The following is a 21,786-nucleotide window of genomic DNA, read 5'->3' as shown; positions in this document are numbered from 1 at the left end:
GCGTTACTTCGCGACCACGACCGGAATCCCCTTCAGCATCCCCGCGCCCTTCATCTCGTCGAGCGCGTGCTGCACGGCCGCGCTCGTCGCCGCGTCGATGCCGAGCTGCAGCGCGAGCTCGCGCTCCGCGCGCTTCACGCCGGCCAGGTTGCGCACCTTCACGTGACCGAAGCCGCGCACGCGGGCATGCAGGTCGGCCAGTTGCGCGACCTGCGCCGCGTTGCCGGCCGTCATCGCGGCGAGCGCCCGTGCGAGCGTCGTCTCGTAGTCGTCGGCAAGCGCGCGTTCCATCCTGCGCTCGACGGTGCGGCCGAACGGATCGAGCCACGTGCCGCGCAGGCTGCGCACGCGCGCCAGCACGCCGAACACCGGCCACATCCACTGGCCGAACACGCGCTTCTTCGGCACGCTGCCGTCGCTGCCGGCCTTCGCGACCGTCGGCGGCGCGAGGTTGAACTTCACGCGATAGGCCTGCCCCGGCACGCCTTCGAACTGCGCTTCGAGCGCCGTGCGGAACGCGTCGTCCGTGTACAGCCGCGCGACCTCGTATTCGTCCTTCACCGCGAGCAGCCGGTAGAACGTCGTCGCGACCGCGCGCGTGAGTGAATCGTCGCCCTTCGCACGCGCCGCGCTCACGAGCGCACGGTAGCGCTCGACATAACGGGCGCCGCCGTACGCATCGAGACGCGCTTCGCGATCGGCGATCAGCTCGGCGAGCGTCTCCGGCGCGGCATGCGCGGCCACCGTGTGGCGCGCGTTCCACAACGCATCGAGGCCCGCCGCGTCGCCGGCCGCCATCCGGCCGATCGAGAACGCAAGCTTGTTCATCGGGACCGCGACGTTGTTCAGCTCGATCGCGCGCATCATCGCCGCGAGCGACACCGGCACGAGGCCGAGCTGCCATGCATAACCGAGCATCAGGATGTTCGCGCCGATCGAGTCGCCGAGGAACTTCGCGGCGAGCGCCTGCGCGTCGCAGCTCGACAGGTAGCCGTCGCCGGCCGCGTGACGCATCTTCTCGAGCAGCGCGTCCGCATGCAGGTTCGCGTCGGGGTTCTGCACGAACGACGCATTCGGGATCCGGTGCGTGTTGACGACGATCCGCGAACGTTCGTGACGCACTGTCTGCAACGCCTCGGCGCTCGCGCCGACGACCATGTCGCACGCGAGCAGCACGTCGGCTTGCTGCGTGTCGATGCGCACCTGGTTCAGCCACCGGTCGTTCGACGCGATCCGCACGAACGACAGCACCGAGCCGCCCTTCTGCGCGAAGCCCATGAAGTCGAGCACCGACGCGCTCTTGCCCTCGAGGTGCGCGGCCATGCTGATCAGCGCGCCGACCGTCACGACGCCCGTGCCGCCCACGCCCGTCACGAGCATGTCGAACGGCGCCGCGTCGAGATGGGTCGCGGGCACCGGCAGCGCATCGACGCGCGCGGCGAGCGCGGCTTCATCGAATGCGGCACCGGCGGCCTTCTTCAGCGCCGCGCCTTCGACCGTCACGAAGCTCGGGCAGAAGCCGTTCACGCACGAATAGTCCTTGTTGCACGACGACTGGTCGATGCGGCGCTTGCGGCCGAGCGGCGTCTCGAGCGGCTCGACCGACAGGCAGTTCGACTGCACGCCGCAGTCGCCGCAGCCTTCGCACACCGCGTCGTTGATGAACAGGCGCTTGTCCGGGTCGGGGAATTCGCCCTTCTTGCGGCGGCGGCGCTTCTCGGCCGCGCAGGTCTGGTCGTAGATCAGCACGGTGACGCCCGGCGTCTCGCGCAGCTCGCGTTGCACCGTGTCGAGTTCGCTGCGGTGATGGAACGTCGTGCCTTTCGGGAACAGCCCGTGGTGACCGTCGTACTTCTCCGGTTCGTCGGACACGACGACGAAGCGCGACACGCCTTCCGCCTCGACCTGCCGCGCGATCTGCGGCACCGAGATGCTGCCGTCGACCGGCTGGCCGCCCGTCATCGCGACCGCGTCGTTGTAGAGGATCTTGTACGTGATGTTCGCCTTCGCGGCCACGGCCTGGCGGATCGCGAGGATGCCCGAGTGGAAGTAGGTGCCGTCGCCGAGGTTCTGGAACACATGCTTCGTGTTGGTGAACATCGCGTGCGCGGCCCAGTCGACGCCCTCGCCGCCCATCTGGATCAGCCCCGTCGTGTCGCGCTCCATCCACGACGCCATGAAGTGGCAGCCGATGCCGGCCTGTGCGATCGAGCCTTCCGGCACCTTCGTCGACGTGTTGTGCGGGCAGCCCGAGCAGAAGTACGGCGTGCGCTTCACCGCGTCGGCTTCGTTCGACAGGATCTGCGGCGCGACGAGATCGACGACGCGCTCGCGGCGGTCGAGCGCCGGCTTGTGGCGCGCGAGCCATTCGGCGAACACGGGCAGGATGCGCGACGGGCGCAGCTCGCCGAGCTCGGACAGCAGGCAGGCGCCTTCGGCATCGTGCTTGCCGAGCACGCGCGGGCGCGCGCCCTCGGTGCGGTTGTACAGGTAGTCCTTGATCTGCTGCTCGATGACCGGGCCCTTCTCCTCGATCACGAGCACTTCGGCGAGCCCGTCGACGAAGGTCTCGATGCGCGTCATCTCGAGCGGATACGACAGGCCGACCTTGTAGATCCGCACGCCGGCCGCGTCGAGGTCGGCCACCGTCAGGTCGAGGCGGCGCAGTGCTTCCATCAGGTCGAGGTGCGCCTTGCCGCACGTGACGATGCCGACGTTCGCCTGCGCGCTCGGCGCGATCCACTTGTCGATGCTGTGGGTGCGCGCGAAATGGCGCACCGCGTCGAGCTTCGCGGCGAGGCGCGCTTCGATCGTCAGGCTCGGCAGGTCCGGCCAGCGGTTGTGCAGGCCGCCCGCCGGCGGCGTGAAGCCTTCGGGCGCCGGCCAGTGCGTCTGCAGCGCGTCGAGGTCGACGGTCGAGCCCGACTCGACCGTTTCGGAGATCGCCTTGAAACCGACCCACGCGCCCGAGTAGCGCGACAGCGCCCAGCCGTACAGGCCGAATTCGAGCATGTCGGCGATGTTCGCCGGGTTCACGACCGGCATGTGCCACGCGATCATCGCGAAGTCGCTCTGGTGCGGCATCGACGACGACACGCAGCCGTGGTCGTCGCCCGCGACGACCAGCACGCCGCCATGCGGCGACGAACCGTACGCGTTGCCGTGCTTCAGCGCGTCGCCCGCGCGATCGACGCCCGGGCCCTTGCCGTACCACATCGCATACACGCCCTCGACCGTGCGCTCGGGATCGGCCTCGACGCGCTGCGTGCCGAGCACGGCCGTGCCGCCGAGTTCCTCGTTGATCGCGGGCAGGAAGCGCACGCCGCTCGCGTCGAGCAGTTTCTTCGCCTTCCACAGCTGCTGGTCGACCATGCCGAGCGGCGAACCGCGATAGCCGCTGACGAAGCCGGCCGTGTTGAGCCCCTGTTCGGCGTCGACCGTGCGCTGCATCAGCAGCAGGCGGACCAGCGCCTGCGTGCCGGTCAGGAAGATCCGGCCGCGCGTCGCGGTCAGGTTGTCGGTCAGGCGGTAGTCGGACAGGGCGGGCGTGCCATCGACGGGCAAGCGGGCGGTCATGGGGGAAGTCTCCTGATTGTGTTCTCTCACTGGCGCGATCGCGAAGCCGGTGCAATGCGGCCGCGTCGCGGCGGGTCAATGCAGCTATTTTTCAGCGACAAAGGAAGATTTTTTTTTCTGATCTTTGCGATCGGCCGCCAACGTGAGCAAAAAACACAACGGGAAGTGACGATCAGGAGGAAAATCTTGCCCGGCATGCCGGGGGGCTGTCCGGCGTCTCGCCGTCAGGTGGCGATGGCGCGCCGCAGTCGCAACACGGCGTCCCGCATATTGCCCGGCAGCGTCGCGCCAAAACCGATCACGAGCCCGGCCTCGCCACCGCCACGGTAGTGCGGCGACAGCGGTGGAGTCTGCAGCCCGAGTGCCGTCGCGGCCTCCCACACCGCGAGATCCGCGTCCGGCGTAGCCGCGCCACGCAGCTTCGCGACGAGATGCAGGCCGGCGTCGGGTGCGGCCCCCCAGTCGAGTACGTCAGCGCAGTGGCATTCGAGCGCCGCCAGCAGCGCATCCCGGCGCTCCCCGTAAAGCATGCGCATACGCCGCAGGTGCGTCGCGAAATGCCCTTCGCCGATGAATTCCGCGAGCGTGACCTGCAACGGAGTCGGCGATTGCCGGTCGACCAACGCGCGGGCATGGGCGAAGGCTCCGGCGAGCCCCGGTGGCGCGATCAGGAAGCCGATCCGCAACCCGGGCGCGAGGACTTTCGCAAACGTGCCGACGTAGATCACGCGATTCGCGGCAGACTGCCGGCCCAGCGCGCGCAACGGGTGCAGCGGCCGGCCGGCGTATCGGTAGTCGCCGTCGCAATCGTCCTCGACGATCCAGGCGTCGGCGCGCTCGGCCCAGTCCAGCAACGCGAGCCGGCGCCGCAGGCTCATGGTCACGCCGAGCGGGTATTGGTGCGACGGCGTGACTACCGCCAGCCGCGCGCCCGCAGCCAGCCGCACACCCGCCTCGACATCGAGGCCCTCTGCATCGACCGGCACCGGCACGACACGGGCGCCCGCACTTTCAACCGCGCTGTGTCCCGCGACGAACCCCGGGTTTTCGACCCACACTGCGGCACCCGCGTCGATCAGCAAGCGCGCCGCCAGTTCGATCGCGTGCTGGGAGCCCGACGTGATCACGACGTCGTCCGCATCGCACGACAGACCGCGTGTGACGCCCAGGTGCTCGGCAATCGCTTCGCGCAGCGGGCGGTATCCGGCCGGATCGGCATAGCCAAGCTGGTCGGCAGCCGGCCGGCTGCGCCAGAAACGGGCGGAAAGACGCGTCCACGTGTCGTACGGAAACGCATCGAACGCCGGCGTGCCGGGCGCGAGCAGGCCCGGTTCGCGCGGCACCGGCGTGACCGGCAGGTTGACGAGGTGACGCCCCCGCTCCGACAGCGCCGGATACGCTTCGCCGTGCGCCGCGGCAACGGACGGCCGCGCCGCGGCAGCGGGCAGCGAGAGGTCCTCCGGCAACACGTCCGGCACATAGATGCCGGAGCCGCGCTGCCCGTGTGCATAACCCTCCGCCACGAGCCGGTCGTACGCCAGTACGACGGTCTGCCTCGACACGCCCAGGTCGGCCGCGAACGATCGCGTCGACGGCAGACGTGCGCCGGGACGCAGATGGCCGCGCAGCACCGCCTCGCGAAGGTGGCCGGCGATCTGCTCCTGGAGCGGCAGCGCAGCGGCAGGATCGACCGCGAAGGCGCCCCAGACGGGTGGCGTGGTGCGTTTGCTCATGGCTTGAAAGTGGATTGATCCGGTTTTCGAAAGTGGGCTTAGTTGATTGTGCCACCTGTTGCTATCGTGCAAGCCATGTCATTTCTTTCCCTGTTACGCGCATGACTACCGAAGCGTCCCCCCTGCGCCGCCGCCTCGCGCTCGCGTCGCTCTACACCGGCGTGTTCCTCCCACCGCTGGACTACTTCATCGTCAATCTGGCGTTGCCGTCGATCCACGTCGGCCTGAAAGCCAGCGACGCGCAGATTCAGTTCACCGTCTCCGCGTACGCGCTCGCGTATGCGGTCGTCCTGATCACCGGCGGGCGCCTCGGCGACCTGTACGGACGCAAGCGGATCTTCATGATCGGCATGGCAGCCTTCGTCCTGGCATCGGCACTGTGCGGGATGGCGACGAGCGGCACGGTGCTGGTTGCGAGCCGGGTCATACAGGGCGTCAGCGCAGCGCTGATCACCCCGCAGGTCCTCGCATCGATCCGTACCGTCTTCCCCGCACACATGCAGGCGCGCCTGATGGGCATTTACGGATTCGTGTTCGGGCTCGCATCGGTGGCCGGGCAAATCGGTGGCGGCGCGCTGATCGATCTGCGTCCGTGGGGGCTCGACTGGCGCATCGTATTTCTCGTGAACGTGCCGATCGGCATGCTCGCCCTGGCCGGCACCTGGCGGTATCTGCCGGAGAGCCGCGCGGCGCGCGGCGCGCGCATCGACATCCCGGGCATGACCGCGCTGACGATTGCGCTGCTGCTGCTCATCTATCCGCTGACCGTCGGCCGCGAATTGCACTGGCCCGCGTGGACGTTCTGGAGTCTGGGCCTGTGCGTCCCCGCGTTCGTCGCCTTCATCCGGATCGAGCGCCGCATCGCGCGGCGGTCCGGCGATCCGCTCGTCGACGTCGCGGTGTTGAGCCAGCCGGTCGTGGCGATCGGCCTGTTGCTTGCGTTCCTGTTCTACAGCATCGCCGCGTTCTTCCTGACCTATGGCATCTACCAGCAGGAAGGACTCGGCTGGACCCCGCTGCAATCGGGCCTCGGCCTCGCTCCCTACGGCGCAGGTTATCTGCTTGCACCGCTCGCGACACCATGGCTCGCGCGCCGCATCGGAGAGGGTCTGATGCCGCTCGGGTTCGGTTGCCTCGCCGGTGGCTTCGGCCTGTGCGCATCGCAACTGGGACACGGCGCGCCTGAACTGCCGTTTTACATCGGTCTCCTGATTGCAGGAACCGGGCAAGGATTGGCCCTGCCGTCGCTGCAACGGATCGTGCTCGCGGACGTCGACGCGCGCCATGCCGGCATGACCGCGGGCGCGATAGTCGCGATGCTCTACATCGGCGCCGCGGTCGCCGCCGCGTCCATCGGCAGTGCTTTCTTCGGCGCACTCGGCGAGAGTGGTGGTGCCGCGGCCCACGCGCACGCGATGCGCATCGGCCTCGAATGGATGCTGGTTCCGCTCGTTGCAGGATTCCTGGTCAGCGTATGGATGGTGTGGCGTCGCGAGCGGGCGACGAGCGCCGTACGCGGCATCTGATGCGTCGCAGCGCACACGACGCAGTCCCGCAAGGGCAATCACGCCGCGTCCGTCGCGCGGTCCTTGCTGCCATACGACGCAGCGATTGCGCGAAGCGCATGTCTCGCACGCTCGCCGAGCGAGCCGCTGTGCAAGACGACATCCGAGCCGGGTAGCGGCGGCAACCCGAATCGGGGGCCGACCTCGACGGATCCTGCCGGCGCGACGGGCCTGGCCAGCGCGGCGACGGCCACGCCGGCGGATACGGCGGCCGCGACCGCATTCACGCCTCCGCCCACGAAGACCTCGAGCCACGGAATGCCCGCGTCGTCGAGCGCCCGAGCGGCCATCATGCGTACCCTGCACGTGGCCGGCAACGACGCGAGACGTAGCGGCGTCCCCGGTTCGAAATGCAGGTTCGGCGACGCATACCAGCCGATCTGCTCGTTGGCGATCACGCAGCCGTCGTCGCGCCCCTCGACGCGCCGTACGATAGCGGCGTCGAGATTCCGGCTGTCGAGTTCGGCGAGCAGCCGGCGGGAATTGTCGACACGCACTTCGACCGTCAGCGCGGGATCGAACACGTGAAGAGACGACAGCAATGCCGTTAATTCCGTGCCGACGAGATTGTGGCTCACGCCGAGCGCCAGACGTGCGGGAGGCAGTGCCGGTCCGCGCAACGCACGGTCATGCGCTGCGACGAATTCGCGCGCAGGCTCGACGAATGCATCCCCTTCTCGCGACAATCTTACGCTGCGCGGCGTGCGATCGAGCAACCGATAGCCCAGGCGTTCCTCCAGGCGTTTCAATTTCACGCTCACCACACCCTGAGTCGTATCGAGAAAATCCGCCGCCTTCGTAAAACTCTCCAATTCCGCAACCAATAGAAATACACGAACAGCATCAACATCGAGCGTGGTCATGGTCAATCATCCATATTTGTTGTGATTGATATAATTATTTCGATATTCAACACATACTCAGGGAACTCCATAATTCTGTCAACACGCCGCAAATGATAGCGATTCGTGAAGAATATTATCGAGAGGGCCACGTGAATAATTTCATCCGCGTAACCAAGCGATCGATTTCATCGCATTTGTGCATCTTTTCAACCGGATAGGCCGCCCGCGCGGACTTGCGCTTCGCGTACCGGACGCGTCGGCCACTATGACGGGGCCACCGCGGCGGGATGACGCGAGCCGGTCCGCCGCTCCGGGTCCCGCAATCGGAATTCAGTGATCCCGCTGCCCGGCAAATTCCCGGGACGGTGAGGAGAACCGTTTTTGATGCAAAAGTTATTTACTAATTGCATTCAAAAAGCTTTCCGACTCCATATGACACTCCATCGAATATCGCCGGAGACGGATCGACTCGCCATTAATTACGCTGAATTACCAAACACACTGATTTAATCTGGCAGAAAAATTTTCAAATGCGTCACCTTGCCTTGCGCGACTTGACGTAGCACGGCCCCGTCCGCCTTGACCTTGAAAACGACTTTCAATTTTGCAGTGCTAATGATTTGCGAGGAAATCATGAACGAGCAACGCAATCCTCCCGTTTTGGTCCCCGCACCGGCACACCTGCGGCGCGAGTTGCCGGTCGAGCGCGACGAGATGCGATTCGTCGACGAATCTCAAGCTGCGATCCGACGCATCCTGGATGGCAGCGACGATCGGCTTCTGGTGATCGTCGGCCCCTGCTCGGTGCACGAGCCGGCCGCGGCGCTCGACTATGCGGCGCGCCTGTCCGACGTCCGGCGCACGCTGCATCGCGACCTGGAGATCGTGATGCGCGTCTATTTCGAGAAGCCGAGAACCTGTCTTGGCTGGAAAGGGTTGATCAACGATCCGCACCTCGACGAGTCGCATGATGTCGATGCCGGCCTGCGGATCGCGCGCCGGTTGATGCTGGACGTCTCGTCGCTGCGCGTGCCGATCGCTACCGAGTTCGTCGACGTCCTGAGTCAGCACTATCTCGCGGACCTCGTATCGTGGGGCGCGATCGGCGCCCGCACCACGGAGTCCCAGATCCACCGTGAAATGGCATCCGGGCTCGCGTGTCCGATCGGATTCAAGAACGGCACCGACGGCAACCTGAAGGTCGCGATCGACGCGATCCGCTCGGCTCGCAGCCGCCATCGCTTTCTCGGCGTCGACGGCGATGGCCGATTCGTCCGGTACTCGACGGAAGGAAACGGCCATGGTCATCTGGTACTTCGCGGCGGCAAGGTGCCCAACTACGATGCGCAGAACGTGGCCGCAGCCTGCGAGTTGCTCGTCACGAACGGACTCGCACCACGTGTCGTCATCGATGCGAGCCACGGCAACAGCGGCAAGTTGCACGAGAACCAGCTCCCTGTATGTGCATCGATTGCCGCGCGCATCGTGACCGGCGACGCCAGCATCGCCGGCGTCATGATCGAGTCGAATCTCGTCGCCGGTAGCCAGCCACTCGGCGCCGGTACGGCGCTCGTCTATGGCCAGAGCATCACCGACGCGTGCATCGGCTGGAGCGACACGACCGCCACGCTCGAGCGGCTCGCCGCCGCGGTCCGTGCTCGCCGGCAGTTCGTTGCCGGTACCCGCGCCGATCTGGCGTCACTTTCGTCTACCGCATGACCGACGGCCGCCACCGCCTGCCTCGACCGGCAGTCGGATCGGGCACGCACCCCGCATGGCGAAACTCGACTCACTCACTTTCGGCTCCATGGACAACCTCACGCAGGCGCCGAGCGCGCCCCATGAACGCGAGGTCGATCGGCACCGCCGGTCGATCAACGCGATCGATCACGAATTGCTCCGTCTGCTCAATCGCCGCAGCGAACACGCTCAGCAGATCGGTTTGTCGAAACGGCGCGCGGGGCTGACGATTCCCCAACCGTCTCGAGAGCAAGGGATTCTCGACGAACTCAAGCGGCTCAACGCCGGGCCGCTACGCCCTGCACAAGTCGACCAGATCTGGAGAGAGATCTTCTCCGCGTCGCGGAGCCTTCAGCAGGGCGCACCGATTGCCTTCCTCGGCCCGAACGGAACCTATAGCGAGGATGCGGTGATCTCGTTTTTCGGCGACGCCGCCCTGCGCATCGGTTGCGCGACGCTCGACGACGCATTCGACGCAGTCGCGTCGGGCGCGGCCCCTGCCGCGGTCGTACCGTTCGAGAATTCCGCACACGGCTGCATCGCGGACACGCTCGATCTGCTCGCCCGCACCGGGCTGCCCGCAAGCGGGGAAGTGATCCTGCCGATCGTGCACTGCCTTCTGTCGCATGCGAGTGACCTTGGCACGGTCGACTGCGTGCTCGGTCATCCGCAGGCGCTCGCGCAATGCCGGAACTGGCTCGACCGCCACTTGCCGAGCGTCGAGCGGCGCGCCGTATCGAGCAATGCCGCCGCCGCGAAGGCAGCGAGCGAAAGCACCACGCACGCGGCACTCGCCGGCGAGCGGGCCGGCCGGCTCTACGGCATCGAGGTGCTGTCTCGCGCGATTCAGGACCAGCCATCGAATCGCACGCGATTCCTGATCGTCGGCGACGTGCCGCGCATCGCGACGAGCAGCGGCAAGACGCTGATACGCGTCGAGATCGAACATCGCGCAGGCAGTCTCGCCGGTTTGCTTGCCCCCCTGCAAACCCACGGCGTCTCGATCGAGTTCCTCGAGACGCGCCCGCTCGGCAACGGCGCGTGGACGTACTGCTTCTATCTCGAGCTTTCCGGCTTTCCTCACGAGGCGCCGGTCGCCGAGGCGCTGGCGGAAATGACGCAACGGGCGTCGACGCTTGCCGTGCTCGGCGCGTATGCACGCTCGGCCATGTGTGCTGTGCCTTCCGTCTCGCTCCCCCGAGCCACCGACGAGGAGCGCGCGCAATGATTCGGCCGCCCGACCATGCAATGCACCGCGTCAAACGGATCTTCACGTCACTTGACGACCGCCTGATCGTGCTGCTTCGATGCACGCCGCACACGCTCGTGCGTCGCGACACGATGAAGTGCCTGAACGCACTGCGCGCCGCGTACGAGGACGATCTGGAAATCGTGCCGTTTCTCGCAGCGGATTGCCGGCGCACCTTGCCCGAGACAGTCGAACGAACGCTTGGACGCCGGGTTCGTCGCACGGGCTTCTCGCTGGCTGTCGAGCACACCGGCACGCGCGAGGCCGGCATGCCGTCCTCGTGGTGGTTGTGGGACGGCGGCGCATCGCTGCGAATCCCGGCCGATACACCGGTCATCGCCACGCTCTGGCCGTCCGTCCCGCTGGAGGACCTCGGTTGGGCGCTGCCGCTCGCCGATGGCGAGTGCCTGACCAAACGCCTCGCGACCCACGACGAGGGGGCGTTGCCGGTCAACGGCCGGCGCCTGCTGGTCGACCTGCGCTCACAAGGCGCCAGCGGCATGCACATGCTCCGGCATACCCGGCTGGCAGCCGAAACGATCGGCTCGCATCGCGATGTGCTGGGTGGCGCCGTGCTCGACCTGCGCAATCTGGTCGACCTGCGCATACCGCCCGCCCTGCCGTCACGCGACACCGGCGTCGATCTCGACACCGTCAAGGCGTTGCTCGACGCATTGGCGAACGTGGTCACGCATTGCCGCATTGCGACCTATACGCGTGCAGGCACGTCGCTATGGCGGCGCCTCTAGTCCCCGGAAAGCGGACAAGCCGACACGGACGCTCCTTTCGTTTGCAACCGTTTCCTTTCCTCTCCCGATTCACCTCTCCACCCAAGGCTCCACGACATGACGACGACCAAGGCAAAACTGAAATTCGACCCGCTCGATCCGCTGCAGATCACCCGGGAACTGTCCGACGATGAAAATGCGTACCGCGAACGCGTGCGCACGTTCGCGACAAGCGTACTCGCGCCGCGCGTGCGCAGCGCGTTCCGGTACGAGCATGAGGATCGGGCGATCTTTCGGGAAATGGGCGCGCATGGCCTGTTCGGCTGCATGGTGCCTGACCAGTACGGCGGCGAAGCGCGCAACGCCGTCTGCTACGGCATCGCATCGCATGAAGTCGAACGCGTGGATTCAGGTTACCGCTCGCTGCTGACGATCCAGGCATCGCTCGTCATCTTCCCCATCCTGCATTTCGGTACCGATGCACAGCGGGAACGCTACCTGCCGAAGCTCGTGTCCGGCGAATGGGTGGGCTGCTTCGGCATGACCGAAGCGAACCTCGGCTCCGATCCCGCCGCGATGCAGACACGTGCCACCAAAGTACCCGGCGGCTATCGCCTGAGCGGCGAGAAGAACTGGATCACGAACGCGCCCATCGCGGATGTACTGATCGTCTGGGCGAAGGCGGAGGACGGCAACGTGCTCGGCTTCATCGTCGAACGAAATGCCGCCGGACTGTCGACGCCAGTCATCGAGGGCAAGATGGCATTGCGTGCGTCGACGACGGGGAAAATCGTGCTGGACGACGTGATGATCCCGGATTCCCAGGTGTTGCCGGGCGTGAAGCGCCTGTCCGATCTCTTCAGTTGCCTGAATTCCGCACGCTACGGGATCTCGTGGGGCGCGCTCGGCGCCGCGGCCGCCTGCTACGAAACCGCTCGCGATTACACGCTCGCCCGCAATCAGTTCGGCAGGCCCCTGGCCGCAAACCAGCTGATCCAGAAGAAGTTCGCCGACATGCTGACCGAAATCTCGCTCGGGATGCTCGGCTGCCTTCGCTTCGGTCGAATGACCGACGACGGCATCGCGAGCGTCGAGCTGACGTCGATCCTGAAGCGCAACTCGTGCGGCAAGGCGCTGGACATTGCCCGTGTTGCGCGCGACATGCTCGGCGGCAACGGTATCTCCGACGAGTACTGCGTGATACGCCACCTGCTGAATCTCGAAGTCGTCAATACATACGAGGGCACGCACGACATCCACGCGCTCGTGCTGGGCAAGGCGATCACCGGGCTGAGCGCGTTCGCGAACTGAGCCCGATCCATCTACACCGGAGATGAACATGCACCACATGGAGGAGATGCTCGTCGTCGCGGAACGGATCGGTCGGGTTGCCCATCTGCAACTCAACCGGCCCAAGAAGGCGAACGTACTCAATGTTGAACTGATGGCGGCGCTGTCCGCCCACCTGGCGCACCTCGATGGCGACGACGAAGTCAGCGTGATCGTCATTTCGGGGCATCCGAAGTTCTTCGCGGCCGGCGCGGACGTCGCCGCCATGGTCGAGCGCAGCGCGTCGGACGTGATTCGCGAACGCTTTCTCACCGGAGCCTGGGAATGCGTCGGGCGCGTGCGCAAGCCCGTCGTCGCCGCGGTGACGGGCTATGCGACCGGAGGCGGGTGCGAACTCGCGCAGGCCTGCGATGCAATCATCGCGGGCGAATCCGCCCGCTTCGGGCAGCCGGAACTGGCGCTCGGCACGATCCCCGGGCTCGGCGGCACGCAACGCCTGCCTCGCTGGATCGGCCGGATGCGCGCGATGGACTGGTGCCTCCGCGCCCGCGTCGTCACCGCACGAGAGGCGCACGACGCAGGCCTCGTCACGCAGGTAGTCGCCGACGCCGACGTCGTCACGCACGCGATCGCGTACGCCCAGGAGATTGCGGCCTACTCGCTTCCTGCACTGATCCTGTTGAAGGAAGCCATCAATCGCACCGCCGAGATGCCTTTGTCCGCCGGGCTCGATCTCGAGAAACGCCTGTTCTACGCGACCTTTGCGTTCGAGGACAGGCGCGAAGGCATGGCCGCATTTCTCGCGAAGCGCCCCCCCGTATTCCGGCACGCGTGACGCACGCGCCATTTCACTTTCAAGAGGAGCCTCCCGATCACCATGCCGAAACGTCACTTCACTCAACAGATCATCGTCCGCTATTCGGATATCGACTACATGGGGCACGTCAGCAACGCGGTCTATTACCAGTACCTGCAAGACGCGTACGTGAAATTCATGTACGGATTGCTCGACGCGCCGTTCAGCGAACGCATCTCGCAGATCACCGTGAAGACGGTATGCGAGTACCTCGATCAGGTGCGGCTCGGCGAGGTGCTGAACCTGCGCGCCAGCGTCATCCGGTTCGGTACGCGGAGTTTCGACATCGAGTATCTGCTGGCGCGCCGGGACAACGAGGACCATCTTGTCGCACGCGGCCTGTCAACCCACGTCACGTTCGACTATGCGACCAACGCGTCGATCCTGCTGCCGGACGATCTGAAGGCGAGCGTGCTCGCTTATCAGGGCAGTCTGTAGTCTGCAGTCGTTGCCGCCCATTCCACCGGCCTGTCTGTCGGTGCGCCAGTTGGCGTCCGTCAGACGATCCGGCACCTTGCCACGCGGGCGCGATCTCCGTCGTCGACGCAACGCCCCGGAGCCGCGCGGCATTACTCGACAGGGCCTGAACATGTCCCACGCTCATCGACAGCACGACGACGTGTCCGCCAGGGACACCGCAGGGCCAAGCCATCTGGACGGTCCGGAGACGATCCGCGAAAGCGGTCGCCGGATCTGTCTCGTCGGACTGATGGGCACCGGCAAGACGACTGTGGGGCGACACCTCGCGCAACACCTGTCGATCGACTTCGTCGATGCCGACGCATTGCTCGAAGCCCGGCTGGGCTACCCGATCCGGGAATGCTTCGCGCGCGACGGCGAGCGGGTCTTTCGTGACCGGGAATCGAACATCATCGAGGAAATCGCCCGCCGCCCCGAAGTCGTCCTGTCGACCGGCGGCGGCGCCGTGCTGTGCGCGCGCACCCGTTCGACACTGAAACGCCGCTTCACCGTCGTACATCTGACGGCAACCGTCGAAGAGATCCATGCCAGGACACGGCACGACCCGTCGCGCCCGCTATTGCAGACCGACGATCCGATCGCGACGCTACGAAGCCTGCTGCTGCAGCGACAAGCGCTCTACGAGGCCTGCGCCGACCTCACGGTCGACACGACCGCCCGGTCAGTCCCGGCGATCGCGATGCAACTGGCCCGCGCGCTCCGGTCGGTCGATGTGCATGATCCGGACTCGTCGCACTGAAGCCGCGCACGATCAACGCTCGCCTACTCGGACGCTCACCGTTAGAATGCACAGCCTTTCGAGTGCCCCCGCGCCGGTATGCTCATCGGAATCGGCGACGCAACCTGTCCGATCGGGTGTTCACCCTCACCCTTGGAATTCACAGCGTTTCGAGTGCCTTCGGGTGGGGAATATCCACAAGGTGGCGCGTGCGCGACCTCCATCGCGCGCTCACTCTCACCGTTGGATTGCACAGCATTTCGATCCCTGTCGGAGGTATGTTATCCACAATCGCGACGCTGCAACCCGACACACTCGCCGGTCCTCACCTGTGAAATGCACAGCGTGACGAGTCGTTTCCGGGCAGGATATCCACATCGCCGCCGGGACGGAATGCACTTGATCGGGCACGCTCGCTCACCCTGGAAATTCACAGCATTTCGCGTCGTGCGAGCGGTCGGTTATCCACACCCCGGATTCCGCGATCCGCCGCATCGGGTCATCCTCACCGATGATCTGCACAGCCTGTCGAGTCGTTTTGCCGTGGTGATATCCACAACCGGCTGTGCGAAGCGTCCTTCATTCGTCATCGGCGAGGCGGCGCGCGGAAACCGGCCGATGGTCGGGAAACCTTGCCCCGTCGTCCTCGGCGGCACCCTCACCCTTCAAATGCACAGCGTTTCGAGTTGCCTCGGGGTGGGTTATCCACATTCGTCCGGCTCGGCTGCGTCCAATCGGCTCGCGCCCCGCGCGGCGTTACTCGGCAATCGACCGGATGACCGCTGCCGGATTACCGCCGACCAGCACATTCGGCGCAACATCCCGCGTGACGACGGCCCCCGCCGCAACCACCGAGTTCTCGCCCACGGTCACGCCGCCGATGATCGTCGCGCCGGCGCCGATCCATACGTTGCGTTCGATCACGATCGGCTTCGCGACGACGAAATCGCGCCGCCGCGAAGGCTCGACCGGATGGCCGGACGTGATCAGGCTGACGTTCGGCCCGATCATCACGTCGTCGCCGATCTCGAGTCCGCCCAGGTCGTAGAACGTGCAGTTCTGGTTGACGAACACGTTGCGCCCGAGCTTCATGCCGGTGCCGCCCGTCGCATGAAACGGCGGGATCAGCACGAAGCCGTCGTCCACCTGCGTGCCGATCAGTTCGCCGAACAATGCGCGAACCTCGCCTGCATCGTCGAACGTCAGGCGGTTGATCCGCGCGGTGATCGCCATCGCGCGTTTGACCTCGGCCACCATCGCCGCCGATTCCGGTGTTCTGCGTGGAATGATCGTGGTGCGACCGTCGTTTGCCATGCGTGAGTTGTCTCCCGTGATTTCCGTGTTTCGCGATGCGTCGGCGAACGCGGCCGGATGTGAGTCTTGCCGTGCGCGGGGCCACTGCGGGCGCCGCGATGCCGGGCAAGTGACGCCGGCTTGCGCCGGAACTTTTCACCCTGTTCATAACTAGTATCAATATGACTAGTTATTCATGTACCTCCTTGTCCCATGGGACTCTGCCCGGCTTTCTACTCGAAACGCCGCGCGTCCGGCCATCACTCGCCGATAGGCGCCCCTCGCCGGGCGCCCCTGTCCGAACCTCTTGCGCTCGGGTACGCTTGAGCATCCACCGGATCGACAGCTGCACCCAATCACGGAGGCGCGATGAAGCTCTACTACTGGCCGAAGACCCGGGCATTCCGGGCATTGTGGATGCTCGAGGAACTCGGCGTGGTGTACGAACTCGTGCCGATCGACCTGCGCTCGCACGAACAGGGCAGCGACGCGTTCGTGCAGGTCAACCCGATGGCCAAGCTGCCCGCGCTCGACGACGGCAGCGTGCCGTTCGCCGAATCGGGCGCCGTGCTGCTCTATCTTGCCGACCGCTGCCCGGGTGCCGGGCTCGGCATCGCGCCCGACGATCCGCTGCGCGGCCGCTTTCTCCAATGGATGTTCTTCACGCCGACCTGCCTCGAACCGGCGATGGCCGAAAAATTCACCGGCGCGTCGGGCAATCCGGTCGCATTCGGCTGGGGCAACATCACGCGCGTGCAACGCGCACTCGCGCAAGCGCTCGCCCATCATCCATGGCTCGTCGGCGACCGCTTCACCGCGGCCGACCTGCTGCTCGCCAGCACGCTGAAGATCGCATTCGACGCGCATCTGCTGCCGCACGAAGGCGTGCTCGGCGACTACGTCGCGCGCGCCGAGGACCGCGACGCATTCCGCCGCGCGGTCGCGATCGAACAGCGCGAAGCGGCGCGCCTGCTGCATGCGTGACGCGTAGCGCGCGGGCGGTGCCGCCAGCCGCCCGCGCGCGTACCTACGCGGCCGGGCCCGGCGCCGCTGTGTCGGCATCGACCACCGCGCCCGGCGAGCCGCGCTCGTCGGTATCGGTGTCGACCGGCACGACTTCATGAAAATGCGTGTAGTCGATGTGCGTGATGCCGTCTTCGTCGTGCATCAGGTCGACATAGCGGTGACGCCAGCGGATGTCGCCATGCACCCACGTGTGACGCGCCTGCATCACCTGCGCGGTCGTCTCGTCCGAGCCTTCGATCGTGATCAGCAACGACGCGTCGCGCGCGGCGAGCGATTCGGGCGTCTCGCCGAACAGCGCGCTCGATTCGTCGATCACGTGCATCAGGTTCCAGCCGAGCAGGAAAATCGGGTGCTCGCTGCGCACGAGCGGCAGGTCGTGGATCTTGCGCAGCGTGTAGCCCTCGTGCGTACCCTCGATCCGCATCAGCCGCAATTTCGCCTGCGCCTCGGCAATCACGTTCTGGCGCGCGTTCGCGGCGCGCACCATCAGCGTCATCCTGCCGTTCAGCGGCCGGACGATCGCGTAGCGCGCGAACAGGATCTTCGCCTGCGGCCGCGAAAACCGCGCGAACACGAGCCCCGTGGCCAGCGCGATGCCCGACATCCCGATGAAGATCTCGAACGTCGCGACCAGGTGCGCATAGACGGTCTGCGGATGCATGTCGCCGTAGCCGACGGTCGCGAGCGTCTCGACGCTGAAGAAGAATGCGCCGCCGAACCCGGGCGGCGACTGGTTCGCGATCGACGCGTGGCCGAGCAGGTAGAGCGTTGCAAAGCCGCCGTTGAGCAGCAGGAACAGCACGGCGAGCGACAGGAAGAAAACGGGCCAGCTCACCGTCAGCGCGCGGTGATAGAGGTCGCGCCAGCCGAGCGGCGGCATCCCGTACGCGATGACCGGGCGTGTGCCCGACCAGATCTTGCGGCCACGGCCGCGGGAGGCTGGGGAGGACGAATCGACATTCATCGCGCGGGGCCGGAAGCAGGAAGGCGATGAGCGTAGCACGCGCGGCCGCGGCCGGGTATGCGTGCCGGTTCGGAATGGACGTCCGCCGCGCCGCCGGCCGCCAGGCACAAAAAAGCCGGCCGCGGAAGCGGCCGGCTGCGTCGTCAGCGTGCAGACAGGCGCGCGGTGTGCGCGGCGCTCACTTCCGGTCGACGATCACCTGGTCGAACGTGCCGCCGTCCGCGAAATGCGTCTTCTGCGCGTTCGCCCAGCTGCCGAAGACCTGCTCGACGCTGAACGTCTTCAGCGGCTTGAACTCGGCAGCATGCTTCTTCAGCACGTTCGCGTCGCGCGGGCGCAGATGGTGCTGCGCGATGATCTCCTGCGCTTCCGGCGTGTACAGGTAGTCGAGATACGCCTGCGCGACCTTGCGCGTGCCCTTCTTGTCGACGACCTTGTCGACGACGGCGACGGGCGGCTCCGCGAGGATGCTCGCCGACGGATACACGGCGTCGAACTGCGCGCCCGACGCACCGGTGTCCATCAGCGCGACTTCGTTCTCGAACGTGACCAGCACGTCGCCGATGCCGCGCTGCGTGAACGTCGTCGTCGCGCCCCGGCCGCCGGAGTCGAGCACCGGCACGTTGCGGAAGATCGCCTTCTCGAAGTCGATCGCCTGCTGGTCGGTCGCGCCCTTCTGCTTCTGGAAGCCCCATGCGGCGAGATACGCATATCGACCGTTGCCCGACGTCTTCGGGTTCGCGATGATCACCTGGACACCCGGCTTCGCGAGATCGCTCCAGTCCTTGATCGCCTTCGGGTTGCCCTTGCGCACCAGGAACACCATCGTGGTCGAGTACGGCGAGCTGTTGTCCGGGAAACGCGCACGCCAGTCCTTCGGCAGCAACTGGCCGCGCTCGGCGAGCAGGTCGATGTCGTTCGGCTGGTTCATCGTCACGACGTCGGCCTGCAGCCCCTGCAGCACCGACAGCGCCTGCGCGCTCGACGCGCCGTGCGACTGCTTGATCGCGACCGTCTCGCCGGTCTTCTGCTTGTACGCGGCGGCAAAGCCCGTGTTGATGTCCTTGTACAGCTCGCGCGTCACGTCGTACGACACGTTCAGGATCGACGTGTCCGCGTGCGCGGCCGACGCCGCCACGACCAGCGCCGCCGCCGCACCCGTGTGCAGCCAGCGGCCGATCCCCTTCATGCTTGCCATCGTGATATGCCCCGTTTCCAGTGGTGGTGAATGTGCGTGACGGCACGCGTACGCGCTGTCATCGAAACGTAAGCGGGCATTCTAGCGGCCGGGCGCAGCGCGCTTTCCAATCAGTCGTGGAAAGCAAATCTCGATTCCTGCTAAACGGCGGCAGACACTCGCGTGCGCATCGATTCCGGTGTTAAGATCGCCGCTCAGCCCATTCACGGTTCCTCCATGTCCGCTTCCCTGCGCTCGCTTCCGATCCTCGCCGCCGTCGCGGCAGGTGCGCGCGCGGCCGGGCTGAAACTGAAAAAACGACTCCTCGACTGACGGGGACGTCGCGTCCCGTCAGGCGAATGCCGGACGGGATGCCCGCGGGTCGTTTCATTCTCCTTGCACGCATGCCTCGCTCCGGCCCTCCGCCGGCGGAACGGTTCCTTCCCACTCCGTTTCCACCATGAGGCTTTGCATGAACACACGTTTCGAAGGTATCTGGCTGCCGATCATCACGCCGTTCCACCACGGCGAAGTCGACCATGCCGCGCTCGCGCGACTCGCGCGCCACTATGCGGGCGCGGGCATCGCGGGCTTCGTCGCGGGCGCGACGACGGGTGAAGGCGTGCTGCTCGACGCACGCGAACAGGACGCCGTGTTCGCGACGCTGCGCGACGCGGCGCCCGGACTGCCGATCGTCGTCGGGCTGACCGCGAGCGCGACGCATTTCGCGGCCGCGCGTGCGCGCGAACTCGCGACATTGCGGCCCGACGGGCTGCTCGTCACGCCGCCCGTGTACGTGCGGCCGACGCAGGACGGCATCCGCCGCCACGTCGAGGCGATCGTCGACGCGGCCGACCTGCCGGTGCTCGTCTACAACATCCCGTACCGCACCGGCGTGAACGTCGAACTGGACACGCTGCAGGCGCTTGCACGCGACCCGCGCGTCGCGGGCATCAAGGAATGCGGCGGCACGCTCGACCGGATGAACCGGCTCGTGCACGACACGCCGCTCGCGATCCTGTCCGGCGACGACAACCAGAACTTCGCGGCGATGTGCGCCGGTGCGCACGGCGCGATCGCGAGCAGCGCGCACGTGCTGCCCGAATGGCATGTGCGCATCCATGCGCTGCTGCGCGACGGCCGGCTCGCCGATGCGCGGCGCCTGTCGGTCGCGTTGCAGCCCCTCGTCGCTGCGCTGTTCGCGGAGCCGAATCCGGCACCGGTGAAGGCCGTGCTGGCCGCGCAAGGGTGGTGCGAGGACGGGTTGCGGCTGCCGTTCGTGCCGGCGAGCGAAGGGTTGCGGGAGCGGCTGGCCGCGCTCTGCGCGGAACTGGACGAAACCGCACCGGACGCCGCAGCGGCATGACCCGCGACGCCTCGTGAGGCGCCGGCGACCGACGGCTTTCGTGCCGACAAATTGCTTCAAACTGTCAGAACGAGAGACAGGCCGTACCGTGCAAGATGGGTATCGGCCGTCACGAGCTGAAGCGGCTCGAGCCGTGCCTGCGCGACCAGCAAGCGATCGAACGGATCGCGATGGTGGTGCGGCAAATCACGCACTGCCGCACCATGCACGGCACGAACCGGTAGCTCGCGAATCCCGCTCGAGCCGATTGCGCGGATCAGCTTGCCGACGTCGATATCGAGCTTCCCCAAGCCGGCCTTGATGGCGGCCTCCCAGATACTCGCGCTGCTGACGAAACGCTCGTCGGCGGCCGAAATCAGTCGGCGCGCCCGTGCGCTGAGCTTGGGGTCACCGGTCACGATCCACAAAAAGACGTGCGTATCGAGCAACAGCCGCATCAGCACCCTTCGAACGCATCCAGCAGGTAATCGGGCAGCGGCGCATCGAAATCGTCCGCGATCCGGGCCTGCCCTTGCAGGACACCGAACCGAACGGGCGGATTGGCAGACGCGGGGCGATCGGCTGACGCCCCGTCGCCGCGGATCGTGGTATCTGCCCGTTGGGCCGGATCGACCGCACCGGCGCCGGGCGTATTCGCGTTTTGCATGATGACCTCCGTTTCAAGTGATCATCACTGTAGTCAGGTTCACCCGATCGATCCATTCGGCCAATCGGCAGAGGGACGGCCGAACCGCAACCCGCGGCGGCAACCGAACGTTTCGTCACGCCGCCAGCGCCGCCCCCTCCGTCGCATCCCGCACCGCCTGCGTCACGATCCACGCGAGCCGGTCGACGGTCGGCGTCGCCGACGACGTGCGCCGCAGCAGGATCAACGGCAGGCTCGGCAACGCCGGCAATCCGAGCGAAGCCGCATCGAGCACGCGCACCGACGCGGGCAGTCCGTAATGCGAACGCACCGTCAGCCCGAGGCCGGCCGCCGCCGCGGCCCATAACCCGGCGAGACTCGGCGTGGTGAATGCAACGCGCCACGGCACGCCCGCGCGGTCGAGCGCATCGGTCGCGGCGCCGAAGAACCGGCACGGCCGGTCGAACACGACGAGCGGCAGCGCCTCGCCCGCGGCACGGCCGCCCGCCGAGGCGTGCACGGCAGCCGCCCCGACTTGCGCCCCTTCGTCGGCCC

General features: G+C 66.5%; 20 protein-coding genes. 11 read left to right on the top strand and 9 right to left on the bottom strand.

The genetic code is table 11. The features are described from left to right. Positions 1-3 precede the first annotated feature (3 nt). Positions 4-3,576, bottom strand: coding sequence for an indolepyruvate ferredoxin oxidoreductase family protein (locus DPV79_RS38175; protein ID WP_048026249.1), 3,573 nt, complete (start codon positions 3,574-3,576; stop codon positions 4-6). Between the two features lie 224 nt (positions 3,577-3,800). After that, positions 3,801-5,381 carry a MocR-like pyridoxine biosynthesis transcription factor PdxR gene (gene pdxR, locus DPV79_RS38170; RefSeq protein WP_196488922.1) on the bottom strand — a complete coding sequence of 527 codons (1,581 nt, stop codon included), beginning with the start codon at positions 5,379-5,381 and terminating at the stop codon, positions 3,801-3,803. Positions 5,382-5,410: 29 nt separating this feature from the next. Between pdxR and DPV79_RS38165 the strand changes: the two genes are divergently transcribed. Further along, a complete protein-coding gene (locus DPV79_RS38165; protein ID WP_113047838.1) occupies positions 5,411-6,835 on the top strand; it encodes an MFS transporter in 1,425 nt (474 codons plus the stop codon). Positions 6,836-6,873: 38 nt separating this feature from the next. On the opposite strand, the gene DPV79_RS38160 is transcribed toward DPV79_RS38165, so the two are convergent. Further along, a complete protein-coding gene (locus DPV79_RS38160) occupies positions 6,874-7,737 on the bottom strand; it encodes a LysR family transcriptional regulator (protein WP_113047837.1) in 864 nt (287 codons plus the stop codon). 597 nt (positions 7,738-8,334) lie between these two features. On the opposite strand from DPV79_RS38160, the gene DPV79_RS38155 reads away from it, so the two are divergent. The 7 genes from DPV79_RS38155 (at position 8,335) to DPV79_RS38125 (ending at position 14,801) form a co-directional block, all read left to right on the top strand. Further along, on the top strand, positions 8,335-9,438 hold the full coding sequence (locus tag DPV79_RS38155; protein WP_425267374.1) for a 3-deoxy-7-phosphoheptulonate synthase: 1,104 nt from the start codon (positions 8,335-8,337) through the stop codon (positions 9,436-9,438). Positions 9,439-9,493: 55 nt separating this feature from the next. Then, positions 9,494-10,687, top strand: a complete 1,194-nt coding sequence (gene pheA / locus DPV79_RS38150; protein ID WP_165843618.1) for a prephenate dehydratase — start codon at positions 9,494-9,496, stop codon at positions 10,685-10,687. Between the two features lie 113 nt (positions 10,688-10,800). Then, on the top strand, positions 10,801-11,457 hold the full coding sequence (locus DPV79_RS38145; protein ID WP_133295767.1) for a hypothetical protein: 657 nt from the start codon (positions 10,801-10,803) through the stop codon (positions 11,455-11,457). 96 nt (positions 11,458-11,553) lie between these two features. Beyond that, complete coding sequence (locus DPV79_RS38140; protein WP_113047834.1) at positions 11,554-12,747, top strand: acyl-CoA dehydrogenase family protein; 1,194 nt, start codon at positions 11,554-11,556, stop codon at positions 12,745-12,747. Positions 12,748-12,784: 37 nt separating this feature from the next. Next, the gene (locus tag DPV79_RS38135) at positions 12,785-13,561 is read left to right on the top strand and encodes an enoyl-CoA hydratase-related protein (protein WP_060062593.1); all 777 of its coding nucleotides are present in this window, start codon (positions 12,785-12,787) and stop codon (positions 13,559-13,561) included. A 42-nt stretch (positions 13,562-13,603) separates the two neighbouring features. Continuing rightward, positions 13,604-14,020 carry an acyl-CoA thioesterase gene (locus tag DPV79_RS38130; protein WP_081073691.1) on the top strand — a complete coding sequence of 139 codons (417 nt, stop codon included), beginning with the start codon at positions 13,604-13,606 and terminating at the stop codon, positions 14,018-14,020. 151 nt (positions 14,021-14,171) lie between these two features. Beyond that, positions 14,172-14,801, top strand: a complete 630-nt coding sequence (locus DPV79_RS38125) for a shikimate kinase (protein WP_113047833.1) — start codon at positions 14,172-14,174, stop codon at positions 14,799-14,801. A gap of 735 nt (positions 14,802-15,536) precedes the next feature. Here the strand turns inward: DPV79_RS38125 and DPV79_RS38120 are convergent. Continuing rightward, positions 15,537-16,094, bottom strand: a complete 558-nt coding sequence (locus DPV79_RS38120; protein WP_113047832.1) for a sugar O-acetyltransferase — start codon at positions 16,092-16,094, stop codon at positions 15,537-15,539. A 348-nt stretch (positions 16,095-16,442) separates the two neighbouring features. Between DPV79_RS38120 and DPV79_RS38115 the strand changes: the two genes are divergently transcribed. Then, positions 16,443-17,057 carry a glutathione S-transferase family protein gene (locus DPV79_RS38115; protein ID WP_027788983.1) on the top strand — a complete coding sequence of 205 codons (615 nt, stop codon included), beginning with the start codon at positions 16,443-16,445 and terminating at the stop codon, positions 17,055-17,057. 43 nt (positions 17,058-17,100) lie between these two features. Here DPV79_RS38115 and DPV79_RS38110 read toward each other — a convergent pair whose 3' ends face one another. After that, positions 17,101-18,063 carry an ion channel gene (locus DPV79_RS38110; protein ID WP_021157424.1) on the bottom strand — a complete coding sequence of 321 codons (963 nt, stop codon included), beginning with the start codon at positions 18,061-18,063 and terminating at the stop codon, positions 17,101-17,103. Between the two features lie 178 nt (positions 18,064-18,241). Next, on the bottom strand, positions 18,242-19,261 hold the full coding sequence (locus DPV79_RS38105; protein WP_048026803.1) for a sulfate ABC transporter substrate-binding protein: 1,020 nt from the start codon (positions 19,259-19,261) through the stop codon (positions 18,242-18,244). Between the two features lie 162 nt (positions 19,262-19,423). Between DPV79_RS38105 and DPV79_RS43135 the strand changes: the two genes are divergently transcribed. Both DPV79_RS43135 and dapA read left to right on the top strand, forming a co-directional pair. Further along, a complete protein-coding gene (locus tag DPV79_RS43135) occupies positions 19,424-19,573 on the top strand; it encodes a hypothetical protein (RefSeq protein ID WP_196486191.1) in 150 nt (49 codons plus the stop codon). Between the two features lie 139 nt (positions 19,574-19,712). Then, entirely contained in the window at positions 19,713-20,606 is an 894-nt protein-coding gene (gene dapA, locus DPV79_RS38095) for a 4-hydroxy-tetrahydrodipicolinate synthase (RefSeq protein WP_021157427.1), read from the top strand. Between the two features lie 56 nt (positions 20,607-20,662). Here the strand turns inward: dapA and DPV79_RS38090 are convergent, their stop codons facing one another. The 3 genes from DPV79_RS38090 to DPV79_RS38080 form a co-directional block, all read right to left on the bottom strand. After that, complete coding sequence (locus tag DPV79_RS38090) at positions 20,663-21,043, bottom strand: type II toxin-antitoxin system VapC family toxin (RefSeq protein WP_113047843.1); 381 nt, start codon at positions 21,041-21,043, stop codon at positions 20,663-20,665. After that, entirely contained in the window at positions 21,043-21,252 is a 210-nt protein-coding gene (locus DPV79_RS38085; RefSeq protein ID WP_113047831.1) for a hypothetical protein, read from the bottom strand. The genes DPV79_RS38090 and DPV79_RS38085 overlap by 1 nt, the downstream gene beginning before the upstream one ends. 115 nt (positions 21,253-21,367) lie before the next feature. Further along, the coding region (locus DPV79_RS38080; RefSeq protein WP_244321876.1) for a LysR substrate-binding domain-containing protein at positions 21,368-21,786 on the bottom strand (419 nt) is incomplete at its 5' end.

Source organism: Burkholderia reimsis (assembly GCF_003294055.1).
Taxonomy (GTDB): Bacteria; Pseudomonadota; Gammaproteobacteria; order Burkholderiales; family Burkholderiaceae; genus Burkholderia; species Burkholderia cepacia.
This window is presented reverse-complemented; position numbering and strand designations above follow the sequence as displayed.